16 protein-coding genes and 1 riboswitch are annotated in these 15,236 nt (G+C 70.1%); of the genes, 11 read left to right on the forward strand and 5 right to left on the reverse strand.

Annotation, left to right across the window (positions count from 1 at the left end; all coding sequences use genetic code 11):
• Window positions 1-19: 19 nt before the first annotated feature.
• The 8 genes from mpaA1 to MHY30_RS02505 all read left to right on the forward strand — a co-directional run bounded on the left by mpaA1 (window position 20) and on the right by MHY30_RS02505 (window position 5,276).
• Complete coding sequence (mpaA1, locus tag MHY30_RS02480) at window positions 20-157, forward strand: MpaA1 family daptide-type RiPP (RefSeq protein ID WP_239274922.1); 138 nt, start codon at window positions 20-22, stop codon at window positions 155-157.
• A gap of 42 nt (window positions 158-199) precedes the next feature.
• A complete protein-coding gene (mpaA2, locus tag MHY30_RS15065; protein WP_275437869.1) occupies window positions 200-328 on the forward strand; it encodes an MpaA2 family daptide-type RiPP in 129 nt (42 codons plus the stop codon).
• A gap of 59 nt (window positions 329-387) precedes the next feature.
• A complete protein-coding gene (gene mpaA3, locus MHY30_RS15070) occupies window positions 388-510 on the forward strand; it encodes an MpaA3 family daptide-type RiPP (protein ID WP_275437870.1) in 123 nt (40 codons plus the stop codon).
• 70 nt (window positions 511-580) lie between these two features.
• The gene (gene mpaM, locus MHY30_RS02485; protein WP_239274923.1) at window positions 581-1,402 is read left to right on the forward strand and encodes a daptide-type RiPP biosynthesis methyltransferase; all 822 of its coding nucleotides are present in this window, start codon (window positions 581-583) and stop codon (window positions 1,400-1,402) included.
• 1 nt (window position 1,403) lies between these two features.
• Complete coding sequence (mpaP, locus tag MHY30_RS02490; protein WP_239274924.1) at window positions 1,404-3,071, forward strand: daptide biosynthesis intramembrane metalloprotease; 1,668 nt, start codon at window positions 1,404-1,406, stop codon at window positions 3,069-3,071.
• On the forward strand, window positions 3,068-3,784 hold the full coding sequence (locus MHY30_RS02495; protein ID WP_239274925.1) for an ATP-binding cassette domain-containing protein: 717 nt from the start codon (window positions 3,068-3,070) through the stop codon (window positions 3,782-3,784). Before mpaP ends, MHY30_RS02495 begins: the two co-directional genes overlap by 4 nt.
• The gene (locus tag MHY30_RS02500) at window positions 3,781-4,509 is read left to right on the forward strand and encodes an ABC transporter permease (RefSeq protein WP_239274926.1); all 729 of its coding nucleotides are present in this window, start codon (window positions 3,781-3,783) and stop codon (window positions 4,507-4,509) included. Before MHY30_RS02495 ends, MHY30_RS02500 begins: the two co-directional genes overlap by 4 nt.
• An 8-nt stretch (window positions 4,510-4,517) precedes the next feature.
• Entirely contained in the window at window positions 4,518-5,276 is a 759-nt protein-coding gene (locus MHY30_RS02505) for a hypothetical protein (RefSeq protein WP_239274927.1), read from the forward strand.
• Between the two features lie 40 nt (window positions 5,277-5,316).
• On the opposite strand, the gene MHY30_RS02510 is transcribed toward MHY30_RS02505, so the two are convergent.
• Together MHY30_RS02510 and MHY30_RS02515 are read right to left on the reverse strand one after the other, a co-directional pair.
• The gene (locus MHY30_RS02510; protein WP_239274928.1) at window positions 5,317-5,511 is read right to left on the reverse strand and encodes a hypothetical protein; all 195 of its coding nucleotides are present in this window, start codon (window positions 5,509-5,511) and stop codon (window positions 5,317-5,319) included.
• Between the two features lie 69 nt (window positions 5,512-5,580).
• Window positions 5,581-6,033, reverse strand: a complete 453-nt coding sequence (locus MHY30_RS02515; RefSeq protein WP_239274929.1) for an N-acetyltransferase — start codon at window positions 6,031-6,033, stop codon at window positions 5,581-5,583.
• Window positions 6,034-6,210: 177 nt separating this feature from the next.
• On the opposite strand from MHY30_RS02515, the gene MHY30_RS02520 reads away from it, so the two are divergent.
• The gene (locus MHY30_RS02520; RefSeq protein WP_239274930.1) at window positions 6,211-8,430 is read left to right on the forward strand and encodes an NADP-dependent isocitrate dehydrogenase; all 2,220 of its coding nucleotides are present in this window, start codon (window positions 6,211-6,213) and stop codon (window positions 8,428-8,430) included.
• A gap of 731 nt (window positions 8,431-9,161) precedes the next feature.
• Here the strand turns inward: MHY30_RS02520 and MHY30_RS02525 are convergent.
• The 3 genes from MHY30_RS02525 to MHY30_RS02535 form a co-directional block, all read right to left on the reverse strand.
• The gene (locus MHY30_RS02525; protein WP_239274931.1) at window positions 9,162-10,562 is read right to left on the reverse strand and encodes a L,D-transpeptidase family protein; all 1,401 of its coding nucleotides are present in this window, start codon (window positions 10,560-10,562) and stop codon (window positions 9,162-9,164) included.
• Between the two features lie 101 nt (window positions 10,563-10,663).
• Window positions 10,664-12,028, reverse strand: a complete 1,365-nt coding sequence (locus MHY30_RS02530; RefSeq protein WP_239274932.1) for an FAD-binding oxidoreductase — start codon at window positions 12,026-12,028, stop codon at window positions 10,664-10,666.
• Window positions 12,025-12,411 (reverse strand): YrdB family protein, encoded by a 387-nt coding sequence (locus MHY30_RS02535; protein WP_239274933.1) that lies wholly within the window; start codon window positions 12,409-12,411, stop codon window positions 12,025-12,027. The genes MHY30_RS02530 and MHY30_RS02535 overlap by 4 nt, the downstream gene beginning before the upstream one ends.
• Window positions 12,412-12,504: 93 nt before the next feature.
• A riboswitch (ZMP/ZTP riboswitch) is annotated at window positions 12,505-12,590 on the forward strand.
• Window positions 12,591-12,647: 57 nt separating this feature from the next.
• Here MHY30_RS02535 and glyA point away from each other — a divergent pair.
• On the forward strand, window positions 12,648-13,922 hold the full coding sequence (glyA, locus tag MHY30_RS02540; RefSeq protein ID WP_239274934.1) for a serine hydroxymethyltransferase: 1,275 nt from the start codon (window positions 12,648-12,650) through the stop codon (window positions 13,920-13,922).
• Between the two features lie 228 nt (window positions 13,923-14,150).
• On the forward strand, window positions 14,151-15,035 hold the full coding sequence (locus tag MHY30_RS02545) for a bifunctional methylenetetrahydrofolate dehydrogenase/methenyltetrahydrofolate cyclohydrolase (protein ID WP_239274935.1): 885 nt from the start codon (window positions 14,151-14,153) through the stop codon (window positions 15,033-15,035).
• Window positions 15,036-15,236: the final 201 nt, after the last annotated feature.

Consider the following 15,236-nt stretch of genomic DNA (forward strand, 5'->3'; position numbering starts at 1 on the left):
CGAGAGGAGGTGAACAGACATGACCTCAACCGCTGCTGCACCCCGGCTGCGCTTCGAGGAACTCGACGAGATGGAGACCCCGAGCTGGGAGAGCTTCTACGTCGGTGTCCTGAGCGGCCTGACCGTGGTGGGGATCGCTGCGGCCGTCGCGACCTGACGTAGCCGATCGACCGTCTCAACGCGCACCTGAGGAGGTGACATGCATTCGACTTCCACGCTCGACTTCGTCGAGCTCGACCTGCTGGAGGCGCCCGACGACGGGTGGGACTGGCTTCGCGGCTTCGGCTACGGGGTGGCGATCGGTCTCATCGCACTTTCAGCCACCTAGGCGGAGCTGCCGACGTCGCTCGCGCTCCTTCCGTCCTGATGCACCCGAGGAGGTGACACATGTCCAATGATCTCGCGCTGCGCTTCGACGAACTCGATGAGCTCGACGCGCCGATGGAGTGGTGGGAGCACGCCACCTACCTCATCGCCATCGCCGCTGCCGCGGTGACCATCGCCACCTGAACGCCGTCGAGGGGGAGACGACCTCTCGTGTCCCCCTCGACGGACCCCTGCAATCACGGAACGAGGTTTCATGACCGCTCCCCTCACCGCCACCGTGCGCCGTCGACTCGACGAGGCCGCGTGCACCGCCGAGCCGTGTGACGTCTACGACGGTCACGGAGCGCGCTTCTACGACGAGCTCGTCGGTCCCGACCGCTCCGAGATCCGAGAAGTGCTCGCCGTGGCCCGCCGGAGCGGGCCCGCGGTGCTCGATCTCGCCGCCGGCACCGGGCGGGTCACTCTTCCGCTGCTCCGCATCGGCAAGACGGTGACCGCACTCGATCTCTCCCCATCGATGCTGCAGCGCCTGCGGAACGCGCTCCCCGCCGGCTCGGCGTGCGATCTCGTCCTCGCCGACATGCGGACATTCGACCTCGGCCGGGTGTTCGACCTCGCCGTTCTCGCGGCGACATCGATCACTCTGCTCGAACGGGACGATCGTCGCCGCCTGTTCGCCGCCGTCCGGCGCCATCTCCGCCCGTCCGGATCCCTCGTGCTCTCCGTCGCCGGCGACGCCGTTCACCGCACGCTGCGCACCTCGGTGGATCGCGAGATCTCCGTTCGTTCCGGCGGGAACACGGTCGTCTATCTGCAATCGCAACAGGTCGACGCCGTCGGTTCCCGCCGACTGGTCAATTGGATGCCGCTACCCCTCCCGACTGCGCCGGGGCCGGTACCCGTCCTCACGACGAGACTCCACCTCCTCGACGCCGCGACGGTGGCGGACGAGCTGACGCAAGCGGGCTTCCTCGCGCCGGACGTCATCCCCGTCCGCAGTCCGGCCGACGCGGACGCGGAGAGCATGATGCTCCTGCACAGCCGCGTCGAGGGCGGTGAGTACCGTGCCGGCTGACGTGCAGAACCCCCACAATGCCGCGCCGCCACGGCTGTCGGCATCCGTTCGCCTCGAGCGCGCCGGCGGGCCGGACTCCTGGCTCGTCACCGTCGACGGGGTGCCGGTCTCGCGCGCATCGGTCGCGACGACCGAGCTGCTGCGCGCCATGGATGGGGCCACGAGCGTGGCCGAACTGCACCGGCGTTTCGCGCCCGAGCAGCCGACCGGCGCATTCGCGGACCTCATCGATCGGTTCCGCCACGCGGGTCTCCTCGAGGGATCGGAGCGACCGCTGGCCGGGCGCATGACCTATCGGCCGCCCCTGACGATTCAGTTCGCCACACTCCGCGCCCCCGAACTGTTCGAGGTCCTCCATCGCGTGCTGCGACCCGTTCTCGGGCGCTGGGTGCCGTGGGGGGCCGCTGTGTGCGTCGTCCTCGGCGGCGCGGCGCTGATCATGCAGGCCAGCGGTGCGATCACCGCTCTCACATCCCCTCTTCCCATGGTCGATGTCCTCATCGTCGCGGTGGTCCTCGTGGCGGCGACGTTCGCCCATGAGGCCGCACATGGCGTGATGCTCACCTCCGCGGGGGCCCGACCGCGGCGAGCGGGTGTGATGCTGCTCTACCTCGGCCCCGCCTTCTTCGTCGATGTCACCGACGCGTGGCGCCTCCCGTCCCGCCGTTTGCGCGTTGCTGTCGCGCTCGCCGGTCCGGCCGTCCACGCCGTGATGGGCGGCGCGGCGGCTCTGGCGGCGCTCTTCACGACCGACCCGGACGTGCGCCGCACCCTTCTCGTCCTTTCGTGCGCATGTGCGGCGGTCGTCCTCGTCAACCTCGTCCCGTTCGTTCGCTTCGACGGCTACATCGCGCTGATGAGCGCCGTCGATGAGCCGAATCTCCGCGCGCGGACGATGGCCGACGCCGGCGCGACCGTGCGCTGGCTCCTCTTCGGCACCGAGCCGCCACCCCGCGCGCTGGCGCGGTGGTGGAGCGTCCCGTTCGGCCTCCTCAGCGTCGCCGTTCCCACCACGCTGGTGTGGTTCGCTCTCGAGCGCGCCGTGCGGGCATTGTCCGGGACGGGGGCACTCGGAGCGTTCCTTGCCCTGGCCCTGCAAGTGGTGGTGCTCGTCGCCGTCGGAGTGCCGGTCGCGCGCTGGCTCGCGGCCAGTGTCCGGCAGGGGCGGCGACGCCTGCGCGGCCTCGTGATGGGCGCTACCCTTCTCGCCGCGATCATCACGGCGGCTGCCGTGGTCCCCGTCGCGGACGCCCGCGCCGCCGGTTTCCTGCTCGTGGACGGGAGGCCGGTCCTCGTAGTGCCCGCCGATGGCTCCGCGGCCGTCCCCGTGACCGCGGGTACCCCCGTCGAACTGATGACCAGCGGCATCCTCGGCGACGCGCGCGTGGCCGTCGGCACCGTCCGGCCACAGACATCCTGGACCCTCTCGGTCCCCATCTCCGCGTTCACGCCGCTCGCCGCCACGGGCGTGCGCGTCGAGGCCACCGCCGTAGGGGTGGTCGACGTTGCTGCGGGCGACGCGCTGCCGTCCGCGGGTCGCGCGTTCGTCCAGCTGGGGACGCGCTCCCTCCTGTCCCAGGTGTGGTCCTCACACGTGACCGGGCCGCTTTCCACGCTCCTCACCGCATTCCCCTCCTCCCTCTCCGGTTCTCAGGAAGGCCAGTCATGACAGACAACGCCATCGAGGTACGACACCTCACGAAGAAGTACGGCTCGCGCACTGCCGTCGATGATGTGTCCTTCACCGTGCGCCGGGGGAGCATCGTCGGTCTCCTCGGTCCGAATGGTGCGGGCAAGTCGACCACGTTGCGCGCCATCGTCGGGCTCACATCCCCCAGCACAGGGGAGACCCTGATCGACGGCGTCCCTTTCCGCACACTCGCACAGCCGTCGGCACACGTCGGGGTCCAGATGGACGGATTCGGCTTCGAGGTCGGCATCACCGCGCGGCGGCACCTCGAGATCGTGCGGCTGGCGGTCGGCGCACCCCGCCAGCGGGTCGACGAAGTGCTGGAGGAAGTCGGGCTCAGCAACGACGCTCGACGGCGCGTCAAGACTTTTTCGACCGGGATGGTGCAGCGCCTCGGCCTCGCCGCGGCTCTCATGGGCACACCGCGCACGCTCATTCTCGACGAGCCGTCCAATGGCCTCGACCCGGACGGCATCCGGTGGCTTCGCCGATATCTGCGCGCCTACGCCGCCGCCGGTGGCACGGTCCTCGTGTCCAGTCACCAGCTCGGTGAGCTGCAGAACACGGTCGACGAAGTCGTGATCCTTCAGCGAACCGTCGTATACGCGGGGGCGCTCCGTGACCTCGTTCGCGCAGAGGGCGACACCCTCGAGGATCGCTACTTCGCCCTGGTCGAGGGAAGCCGCGCATGATCGGGGCGATCGGCTCGGAGGTGCTCCGCGCGCGGAGCGGGCTCAGCACGCTCGCGGTCATCGTGCTCGCGGTCTTCGTGCCGCTCATCATCCTGACGAGCGACGACACCCTCGGACACATCACGACCATGGATGCCACGACGGCGACGCAGATCGCCCTCGCTCCGATCGGATGGTCTTTCGTCGTCGCCGCATTCACCGGAGCGTTCGGGGTGACCCGGGAGTTCTACTACGTGTCGATGAACCGAACGGTGGTCGAGCTCGGCTTCCGCAGGGTGTTCGTGGCGAAGGCGCTGGCGGCTGTCACGGTCGGTCTCCTGCTGACGACGGGGGTGGTTGCGGTGTGGTCCGCGGTCGTCGCAATCGTTCTCCCCCTTCACGGCATCGCCCCGGTCCCTTCGGCCGGGGCGGCGGCAACGCTCGTCGGAGCGCTGCCGGGTGCGCTGCTCGGTTCGGTCATGGGCGCATCCGTCGGATGGGTCGTGGGGAACTACTACGTCGCCGCCGCCGTGGTCTTGGCTGGCCCGCTCGCTCTGGAACTGGCGTTGCTGGGGACGGCGCCTGAGGTGGCACGGTTCTCGCCAGGCCTCTCGCTCGCCGGGCTGGCTTCGCCGCAGAACCATCCCGATCTTCTCCCGGCCGCCGTCGCGGGCCCGATCGCCGTGGTGTGGACCGTGGCGCTGGCGGCAGCCGCGTGGGCCATCGGCCGGCGGCGGTTCGCGTGAGGGGCGCCATGACCGACCGGATCGCGCTGCCCACGAGCCTGAAGCGCACCGTCCTGTCACAGGCGCTCTGCGCAGCGCGAGACCTGCCCCTCGTGGGTGTGGCGGGGGTCGCCGCGGTGCTGTCGGCGTCGATCGCGGCGAGCATTCCGACGGATGTCGCACTCGCTCCGGACGCGGAGAAGGTCCTCCTCGCTGAAACGCTCTCAACGGTGATCGCGGTCTACGCCGCCGTGATGGCCGCGATCTACGGTTCGTTCCGATACACGATCGACCGCCGTGTCGGTGTGGTGGCGCAACGCGCCACGGTGCAACCGCGGGGGTGGGCGCTCGTCGGCCGCATCCCGTTCACCGCTCTCGGGGGAGCGGCCGTAGGGATGGCGGCGCTGCTGGGGGCACGCCTGGCTCTGGTGCCAGCGTTCGCATTGCTCGGGCTCCACGCCCGCGACGTGGCCGCGACCATCGTCGTGGCCGCGGCGGCATCATTGTGGGGTCTCGGGGTCGGGCTGCTCGTGCAGGCGCATCTGCCGGCCCTCTTCGTCGCGCCCATTTCGTTGAGCCTCGCGGTGATGCTCGCTCCGGTGTGGCCGACGTTCTGCGAGTGGTTGCCTCTGCCGACGTTTCTGCGGGCGGGAGGCCTGGACCTGTCTGTGCTCGGCCTCGCCGACGGTGGCGTTGATCAGAGTCTGGCCGTGCTCATCGCGAGCGTGTGGCTCGTTGGTGTCGTCGTGGTAGGAGCGGGATCGTTCCTGCGTCGCGACCTGCGCTGACCACGGCGCGCACGGCTGCGTCACGGCATCCGAGCGGAGCTCACAACGCGTCGGTGGCCCGCCCACGGGTCCGCCGTCCCGCGGAGATGAGCCCCTGCACGACCAGGATCGCTCCGCCCGAGACCATCACCACGGTCGTGGCGACGTTCCACCACTGAGGGGCGGCTCCGAGCTGTGCAAAACCGAACGCGGCCATGGCAACGCCGAGAGGGAGGGAGAAGCGAGGGGAGGACATCTCACGACGGTAAGGGCGAGTCGGGGTCCCGGGGGTGCCGTTTCACCCCCGCCGCCGACGATCTCGTCCTCACACGCGAACGCGGGCGATGGTCTCGCCGTACTCCGTCTCACCGACCGGCTCGAAGCCCGCGCGCTGGAAGAACGCCTCGGGGCCGCCGACACCGGGTTCGTAGATGACGTCGACGTGGTCCATTCCGCGACGACGCGCCTCATCGAGCAGCTCGCCGAGGGCGAAGCGGCCAACGCCGCGTCCCTGGTCGTCGGCGTCGACGTTGATCCGCCACAGCACCGACCGGAAGTGCTCTTCGTGCGCTTCGGGGTCGAAGTTGGCGCTCACGAAGCCGACGACCTCGTCGCCGTCGACCACGACGCGCTGCCAGGAGGTCTGCGGATCCATGACCGTTGCGGCGATGCCGTAGCTCACCGGAGCGAGGAACTGCTCCTGCCCGGGCTTGAGCGACAGGTTGTTCACCGCCACGATCGTGGCGGCGGAAAGTTCGACGAGACGAAGGTCGGCCATGCGCCCAGGCTATCCGGCCCGCCGATCCGCGCAACATTCCGGATGCCGACCTCCGCCGTCCGCGTGTTGTGGACATCGAAGCGACGAACCGCCCCGAAGTATCTCGATATCAAGAGACTTTGCGCCGGTGCGATAGGCTGGAGCGCAACCCTGGCCGCCTCTACGGAGAGATTCGACGTGCCCGATTCCACCATCATTTACACGTACACCGACGAGGCGCCGGCGCTCGCGACCGCGTCGTTCCTGCCCATCGTGCAGGCCGTCACGACGCAGGCGGGCGTCGACGTCGAGACCCGCGACATCTCGCTCGCCGGCCGTATCCTCGCGGCCTTCCCGCAGCGACTCACGCCCGAGCAGCACGTGGGGGACGCGCTCGCCGAGCTCGGTGGCCTCGCCACTCTTCCCGAGGCCAACATCATCAAGCTGCCGAACATCTCGGCATCCATCCCGCAGCTCAAGGCCGCGATCGCGGAGCTGCAGTCGCAGGGCTATGACGTCCCCGACTACCCCGACGACGCGACGAGCGTCGAAGACAAAGACGTGCGGGCGCGCTACGACCGCATCAAGGGTTCCGCGGTCAACCCGGTGCTGCGCGAGGGCAACAGCGACCGCCGTGCCCCGCTCGCGGTGAAGAACTACGCCAAGAAGCACCCGCACCGCAACAAGCCGTTCGCCGAGGGCTCGAAGACCCGCGTCGCCACCATGGGTCACGACGACTTCAAGAGCAACGAGAAGTCGTGGGTCGCCGCCCACGACGACGTGCTCACCATCCGCCACACCGCCGAGGACGGCACGGTCACGGTGCTGAAGGACAACCTCAAGGTGCTCCCGCGCGAGATCGTGGATGCCACGTTCCTCTCGGCAGCGGCTCTCGACGCGTTCCTCGCCGAGACGGTCGCCCAGGCCAAGGCCGACGACGTGCTGTTCTCGGTGCACCTCAAGGCCACGATGATGAAGGTCAGCGACCCGATCATCTTCGGTCACGTCGTGAAGGCGTACTTCGCCGACGTCTTCGCGCAGTACGGCGACACCATCGCCGCCGCGGGTCTGAACCCGAACAACGGCCTCGGTGGCATCCTGTCGGGCCTCGGCTCGGTCGAAGGGGGCGCCGAGATCGCTGCGGCGTTCGAGAAGGCCGTCGACGCCGCCGCGCGCGTGTCGTACGTCAACTCCGATAAGGGCATCACGAACCTGCACGTCCCCTCGGACGTCATCGTGGATGCCTCGATGCCCGCCCTCATCCGCAACGGCGGCAAGCTCTGGGGCGCCGACGGGGGAGAGGCCGACACGCTCGCGGTCATCCCCGACTCGTCGTACGCGGGGGTCTACCAGGCCGTCATCGACGACGTGATCGCCAACGGTCCGCTGAACCCGGCCACCATCGGCACCGTCCCGAACGTCGGTCTCATGGCGCAGGCGGCCGAGGAGTACGGCAGCCACGACAAGACGTTCGAGATCAGCGCCGCGGGCCGCGTCGAGATCGTCGACGGCGACGGCAACGTCGTCATCGAGCACGACGTGCAGCCGGGCGACATCTGGCGCGCGACGCAGACGAAGTACGTCGCGATCGTCGACTGGGTGAACCTCGCCGTGCGCCGCGCTCGCGCCACGAACGTTCCGGCCGTGTTCTGGCTCGACGTCAACCGCGCGCACGACGCCCAGATCATCGCGAAGGTCTACCAGGCGCTCGCGACGATCGACACGCACGGTCTCGAGATCCTCATCCTTCCGCCGGCCGAGGCCACCCGCTACACGCTCGCCCGTCTCCGCCACGGCCTGGACACCATCTCGGTGACCGGCAACGTGCTGCGCGACTACCTCACCGACCTGTTCCCGATCCTCGAGGTCGGCACGAGCGCCAAGATGCTCTCGATCGTGCCGCTGCTCGCCGGCGGTGGACTGTTCGAGACCGGCGCGGGCGGCTCGGCGCCCAAGCACGTGCAGCAGCTCCTTGAGGAGGACTACCTCCGCTGGGACTCGCTCGGCGAATTCTTCGCCCTCGCCGCCTCGCTCGAGCACTACGCCGGCTTCACCGGCAACGCGCGTGCGCAGGTTCTCGCGGACACGCTGGATGCCGCCACCGGCACGTTCCTCGAGAACGACAAGTCGCCGGGCCGTGCGCTCGGCACGATCGACAACCGCGGCAGCCACTTCTACCTCGCCCTGTACTGGGCGCAGGAGCTGGCGCAGCAGACGACGGATGCCGACCTCGCCGCGGTCTTCGCGCCGGTGGCCGAGGCTCTGGCCTCCAACGAGTCGACCATCGTCGAGGAGCTCCTCGCCGTGCAGGGCCACGCCGCCGAGATCGGCGGCTACTACCGCCCCGACACCGCGCTGGTCGAGAAGGTCATGCGTCCCTCCGCAACGCTGAACGGGATCATCGACGCCCTGCGTTGATTCCCCGACCCGAGAGGGGCGGATGCCACTGGCATCCGCCCCTCTCTTGTCTTCGCGCTGCATAACTCCGGCGGAACCCTGGCGGGTGGGGCGCTTGGGGCCGCGGCGGGCGCGGGGTGCAGGAGTTGTGCCCGGCGGGCGTGCGGTTTCTGCCCGCGCGCAGGGTGCGGAGAAGGGGCCGGATGCCGCTGGCATCCGCCCGTCTCTTGTCTCGCGCTGCATAACTCCGGCGGAACCCTCGTGGGTGGGGGGTTTGGGCCCCGGCGGGCGCGGGGTGCAGGAGTTGTGCCCGGCGGGCGTGCGGTTTCTGCCCGCGCGCAGGGTGCGGAGAAGGGGCCGGATGCCGCTGGCATCCGTCCCGCCTCTTGTCTTCGCGCTGCATAACTCCGGCGAAACCCCGGCCGGTGCGGCGCTTGGGGCCCCGGCGGGCGCGGGGTGCAGGAGTTGTGCCCCGGCGTCGCGCGGCGCGCGGCGACGTGCGGCTTCTGCTCGCCCACCGGGCGCGAAGAAGGAACCGGATGCCATGGCATCCGACCTTTCTCCTTTTCGCGCCGCATAACTCCGGCGGAACCCCGGCCGGTGCGGCGCACGAGGCCCCGGCGGCACAAAATGCAGGAGTTGTGCCCGGCGGGCGCGGCGCCACGGCCCGGCGACGCACGGCTTCCGCCCGCGCACCGGATACGAAGAAGGGGCCGGATGCCGCTGGCATCCGGCCCCTGTCTGCGGGTCGATCAGTAGTGGACCGAGACCTCGGTGCCGCGGTAGGCCCAGTCGTACAGCTCTTTGGCGTTGGCGATCGTGAGGTTGATGCAGCCGTGGCTCATCGGGGTGCCGAAGTTGTTGTGCCAGTAGGTGCCGTGGAAGCCCTCGTCGCCGTTGAAGTAGGCGACCCACGGGACGTCCTTCGTGCACCAGTCGTAACCGGGGACGCAGCCCATGTCCTGCATGGGGGTCTTCCAGCCGATGCGGAAGCTGCCGGTGTGGGTGTCCCACCCGCTCTTGCCCGACGACATCGACCAGTTGCGGTAGACCTGGCCGTTCTCGTACAGGGTCACGGTCTGCGCGCTCAGGTTGACGTCGATCCACCGCTCTGTCGTGGTGGTCTCGAAGGGGGTCTCGGTGACGTTCAGCGCGTACTTCCCGTTGCCCTCCGACAGCTGCTCGGCGAATGCGGCGGCGATGCCGGCGGTGTCGCCGATCGCCCGGCCCGTCTGTCCTTCGACGCGGGCGTGGATGACCTCGCCGCCGCGGTCGACAATGACGTCGGCGTTCACGGCGGGGCGGTCCACAGCAGCGGCGAGACCGTCGACGACGGACTGGATCGCCGCCTCGTCTGCCGTGATGGCGAAGTCGCCCTCGCCGTCGGAGGTCACGGTGAGCCAGGATGCCGCGACGGCGCGGTCGACCGGCACCGTGCGTTCGTCACCCACGTAGAAGCCGGCGGAATCGAGGATGCCGTTGAGCGTAGCGGCGGCGGCGTCGGCCTCTTCGGTGGTGACGGGGGCTTCGACCGGGACGAGGTCGGCCTGTGCGGTCGCGGCGACCGTGCCCTCGTCGAACGCGGTCTGCAGCGCGGCGGTGACCGCGGCGATGTCGATGCCCTCTCCGGCCTCAGAGGGGGTCGTCACGTAGGTCTGCGAGCCGGCGTCGAAGGCGACGGTCGCGTCGACCGGTGCCTGGTAAGTGCCGGGGGCGCGGTCGCGCAGCACGGTCGCCGCTTCTGCGGGGTCGATCTGCACCTCGACGCCGGTGCCGGCGGGGAACCACGCGGACGGCTTCCACATCGGGTTGTCGGCGAAGGCCTTCTCGGCGATGGCAGTGGCATCCACGGTCGCGCCGAGGTCTGCTCCGGTGACGGTCACCTCTCCCGCGGGGCTCTCGACGGTGATCTCCGTGTCGGCGAGCCGCGCCGAGATCGCCTGCGCCGCAGCGCCCGCCGTCAAGCCGCCGATCTGCACGCCCGCCACGGATGCGCCGGGGGCGATGAGCACCAGCGAGGCCGCGATGAGGGCGACCGCGGTCGCGCCCGCGGGGATGCCGATCCACAGCCCCGAGCGGTTCTTCCGCTTCGCGGGCTCGGCCGGAGTCCAGGCGTAGGTGACGCCGTCGGTGCCGTTCGCGCCGTCGGTCATAGGTGAACCCCCCACAAAAGTCAGTCTTTCCATGGTAGGCGGGGGTTCTGCGCCCGAGCCGTGACGTTTGTCACGTTCTGATTACGCCCGGTGCGCGGAGGTCAGATTGCGAACACTTTGCCCGGATTCAGGATGCCGAGCGGGTCGAAGACGCGCGCGATGTCGCGTTGCAGGCGCCACTGGTCGTCCCCCAGTTCGTCGGCGAGCCAGCGCCGCTTCAGGACACCCACCCCGTGCTCGCCCGTGAGCGTCCCGCCCAGGTCGAGGGCGGCGCGGAACAGCTCCTCGGCGGCATCCCACACAACGGCGGGCACGTCGGGGCCGTCGAAGACGAAGTTGGGGTGGAGGTTGCCGTCGCCCGCGTGCGCGACGGTGGGGATGTTCAGGCCGAACCTCCGCTCGATGCGCGCGATCGCGTCGAACATTGCGGGCAGGGCGCTGCGCGGCACCGAGACGTCCTCGATGAGCGTCGTCCCGAGGGTCTCCATCGCCGGGTGCAACGCGCGACGCACGGCCAGCAGCGTCTCTCCCTCGGCGTCGTCCACCGCGACCGCCACCTGGCCACCGGCACCGCGGAGCACCTCCGCGATCGCCCGGGCCTCGTCGGCGGCGACGGGTCCGTCGGTCTGGATGGTGAGCTGCGCGGCGCCCGTGGGCGGAGCCGGCATCGACAGCAGGCGGTGCACGGCCGCGAGGCTCGTGGCATCCATGAGCTCCATGATCGCGGGCTGGATGCCGGATGCCGTCACGGCCGCGGAGGCCACGGCGGCGGTCCGCACGTCGTCGAACAGGGCCGTCAGCGTCACGCGCTCACCCGCGACCAGGCGACGGAGCTTGAGGGTCGCACCGACCACGACGCCGAGGATGCCTTCGGATCCGATGACGAGCGAGGTGAGGTCCAGGCCCGTGACGCCCTTGACGCTGCGATGCCCGAGGTGCAGGAGTCGGCCGTCGGCGAGCACGAGGTCGACGCCGAGCACCGCGTCGCGGACGACGCCGTACTTCGCGCACAGCAGCCCTCCGGCGCCCGTGGCGATGTTGCCGCCGACCGTCGAGATCGCGCGGCTGGCAGGGTCGGGGGCCCACCACACCCCGTGGGGTTCGAGAAGGGCGTTCAGCTCGGCGTTCAGGATGCCGGGCTCGACCACCGCGAGAAGGTCGTCGGGGCGGACCTCGACCAGCCGGTCCATGCCGCGCAGCGACAGCGAGATCTCGCCGCGCCCGGTGTTCGCTCCGCCGGCGAGCCCGGTGCCGGCGCCGCGGGGGACGACCGGCGTGCGGGTGGCTGTCGCGATACGCAGAACCGCTCGGACGTCGTCGACGGATGCCGCGTGCACCACCGCCAGGGGCGACCCGGCCGACGCATGGCCGGACTTGTCGGCGCGCGCGGACTCGAGCGCGGCGGGCGAGGTGTCGACGCGATCGCCCAGCTCCGCCCGCAGGAGCGCGACGACGTCGGGAGTCACGCCAGGCGCCGGCGGCCGTTCAGGGCACCGAAAGTGACGGCCACGATCGCGAACACGAGGCCGATCCAGGCCTGACCCATGCTCCACCATGCGATCGTCGCCGCGGCGTAGACGAACAGCTCGACGAGGGCGCGGACGAACGGGTGAACGGCCAGCACCGCGCGGGGCGAAACGAAGAGCGCCCAGACGAGGATCGCCAAGGCGGGCGCTCCGAGGCCCGCGACGATGTTCCACGGGAGCGGCCACGCGGTGAAGCCCCAGATCGCGAGGCTCAGGAACGCGGCGATACCGCACAGGACGCTCCCGATCTCGACCGCCGTCGGGCGCGGACGCATTCCGGGGGCAAGGGGCGCCTGCGCGCGGACGTGGGGAGTGTCGGTCACGCCGCTATTTTACGCGGGCGCCGGCGCGCGGCATCCGGGATAGCTCGCCCGTGAGCGACTGCCCCGGGCGCGTCGCGCGCGGACCCGGTAATGTGAAGACGTCGCGACTGGCGTTGAGGTGGGCCACCACCGGGGAGCGACCGCTTGACGGTATTCGACCGCACGCCTGGGTCGATGCGGTATCTCCGCGGACTCGCCGAGTCCGCGGCATCCGGAACCATCGTCAAGGAGATCGCATGACCGATCCGTACTTCAACGCCCCCCTGTCGGAGGTCGACCCCGAGATCGCCCAGGTGCTTGAGCGGGAGCTCGACCGCCAGCGCGGCTACCTCGAGATGATCGCGTCGGAGAACTTCGTTCCCGTCTCGGTGCTGCAGTCGCAGGGGTCGGTGCTGACCAACAAGTACGCCGAGGGCTACCCGGGCCGCCGCTACTACGGCGGCTGCGAAGAGGTCGACGTCGCCGAGTCGCTCGCGATCGAGCGCGCCAAGGCGCTGTTCGGCGCGGAGTTCGCCAACGTGCAGCCGCACTCGGGCGCGAGCGCGAACGCCGCCGTGCTGCACGCGATCGCCCGCCCCGGCGACACGCTGCTGGGCCTCGCCCTCGACCAGGGCGGTCACCTGACCCACGGCATGAAGATCAACTTCTCGGGCCGGCTGTACGACATCGTCGCGTACGGCGTCGACCCCGAGACATCGGTGATCGACATGGACGAGGTGCGCCGTCTCGCCGTCGAGCACAAGCCCAAGGTCATCATCGCCGGATGGTCGGCGTACCCGCGCCAGCTCGACTTCGCCGCGTTCCGCGCGATCGCCGACGAGGTGGGCGCGTACCTGTGGGTCGACATGGCGCACTTCGCCGGCCTCGTCGCCGCGGGCGTCCACCCGTCGCCCATCCCGCACGCCCACGTCGTCTCGACCACGGTGCACAAGACGATCGGCGGACCCCGCTCGGGCCTCATCCTCACCAACGACCCCGATCTGGCCAAGAAGATCAACACCGCGGTCTTCCCGGGCCAGCAGGGCGGTCCGCTCATGCACGTCATCGCCGCGAAGGCGACGGCGTTCAAGCTCGCGATGACGCCCGAGTTCAAGGAGCGCCAGGAGCGCACGGTGCGGGGTGCGGCGATCCTCGCCGACCGTCTCACGCAGGATGACGTCAAGAGCGCCGGCATCGCCGTGCGCTCGGGCGGAACCGACGTGCACCTCGTGCTCGTCGACCTGCGCGACGCTCAGATCGACGGTAAGCAGGCCGAAGACCTGCTGCACGAGATCCACATCACGGTCAACCGCAACGCCGTCCCCAACGACCCGCGTCCGCCGATGGTGACCTCGGGCCTGCGCATCGGCACCCCGGCCCTCGCGACCCGCGGTTTCGGCGACGCCGAGTTCACCGAGGTGGCCGACATCATCGCCCTGGCCCTGCAGCCGGATGCCGACCTCGAGGCGCTGCGCTCCCGCGTGGCCGCGCTCACCGCGGCGTTCCCGCTGTACCCCGACCTGCAGCAGTAAGCCCCGCCGGGGCGGGGCGCCCTCGCGGCGGCCCCGCCCGGCATCCGGTGCTCCCGTCCTTCGGCGGCGGGGGCTCGGCATCCGGTCACACGCTCGTCCTGCGGAGCGGCCGGGCCCGAGGCATAAACGCGATCCGCGCCCATAAACACGGGCAGAACGCGTTTATGCGAGTGAGAAGCGTTTATGCGTGACGGGGTGACCCCGATCGACACGAGGAAGAGGGATGCCATGACGGCGACGAGACTCGACGGCAAGGCCGCTGCGGCTGCGATCAAGACGGAGCTCGCCGAGCGGGTCGCGGCCCTGCGCGAGCGCGGGATCGTGCCCGGGATCGCGACCGTGCTCGTCGGTGCCGATCCCGCCTCGCAGCTCTACGTCGGCATGAAGCACAAGCAATCCGAGGCGATCGGCATGAACTCGATCCAGGTCGAGCTGCCGGCCGAGTCCACGCAGGAGGAAGTGGAGGCGGTCATCGACGGCCTGAACGCCGACCCGTCCTGCCACGGTTACATCGTCCAGCTGCCGCTGCCGAAGCACCTCGACACCGACGCGATCCTCGAGCGCATCGACCCCGCGAAGGATGCCGACGGCCTCCATCCCACGAACCTCGGGCGGCTCGTGCTCAACGTCAACGCACCGATCACGACGCCGCTGCCCTGCACCCCGCGCGGGGTCATCGAGCTGCTGCTGCGCAACGGCTACGACCTGCGGGGCAAGGAGGTTGTCGTCGTCGGTCGCGGCGTCACGATCGGTCGGTCGATCGGGCTGCTGTTGACCCGCCGCGAGATCAACGCGACGGTGACCCTGACCCACACGGGCACCACCGACCTGGCGAAGCACCTGCGCGAGGCCGACGTGATCGTCGCCGCGGCCGGAGTCAAGCACATCGTGCGTCCCGAACACGTCAAGCCCGGTGCGGCGGTGCTCGACGTCGGTGTGACGCGCGAGACCGACCCCGAGACCGGAAAAGACCGCGTCTACGGCGACGTACACCCCGACGTGGCCGAGGTCGCCGGGTACGTGTCCCCGAACCCGGGTGGAGTGGGCCCGATGACGGTGGCCCTGCTCATGACGAATGTGGTCGAGGCCGCGGAGCGCATGATCGCTCGCTGAGCCCGGATATCAGCAGTTCCGTGCAGCCGCGGGATCTCCCGGTCCACGGTTCCTCCACAGGCAGGTGACGCCGCGGGTGATCACTGTGGCGCGACACCCCCGCCCAGCCTCCGCCGAGGGCTGAACTCCCGCGCTTTCGGCTAGATCACCCGGTGGCGCGGCACCGCCGTGCGTTCGATCGGCGCGCCTCATCCGCCGTTA

The sequence above is a fragment of the Microbacterium sp. ACRRU genome (genome assembly GCF_022346945.1).
GTDB lineage: Bacteria > Actinomycetota > Actinomycetes > Actinomycetales > Microbacteriaceae > Microbacterium > Microbacterium mcarthurae.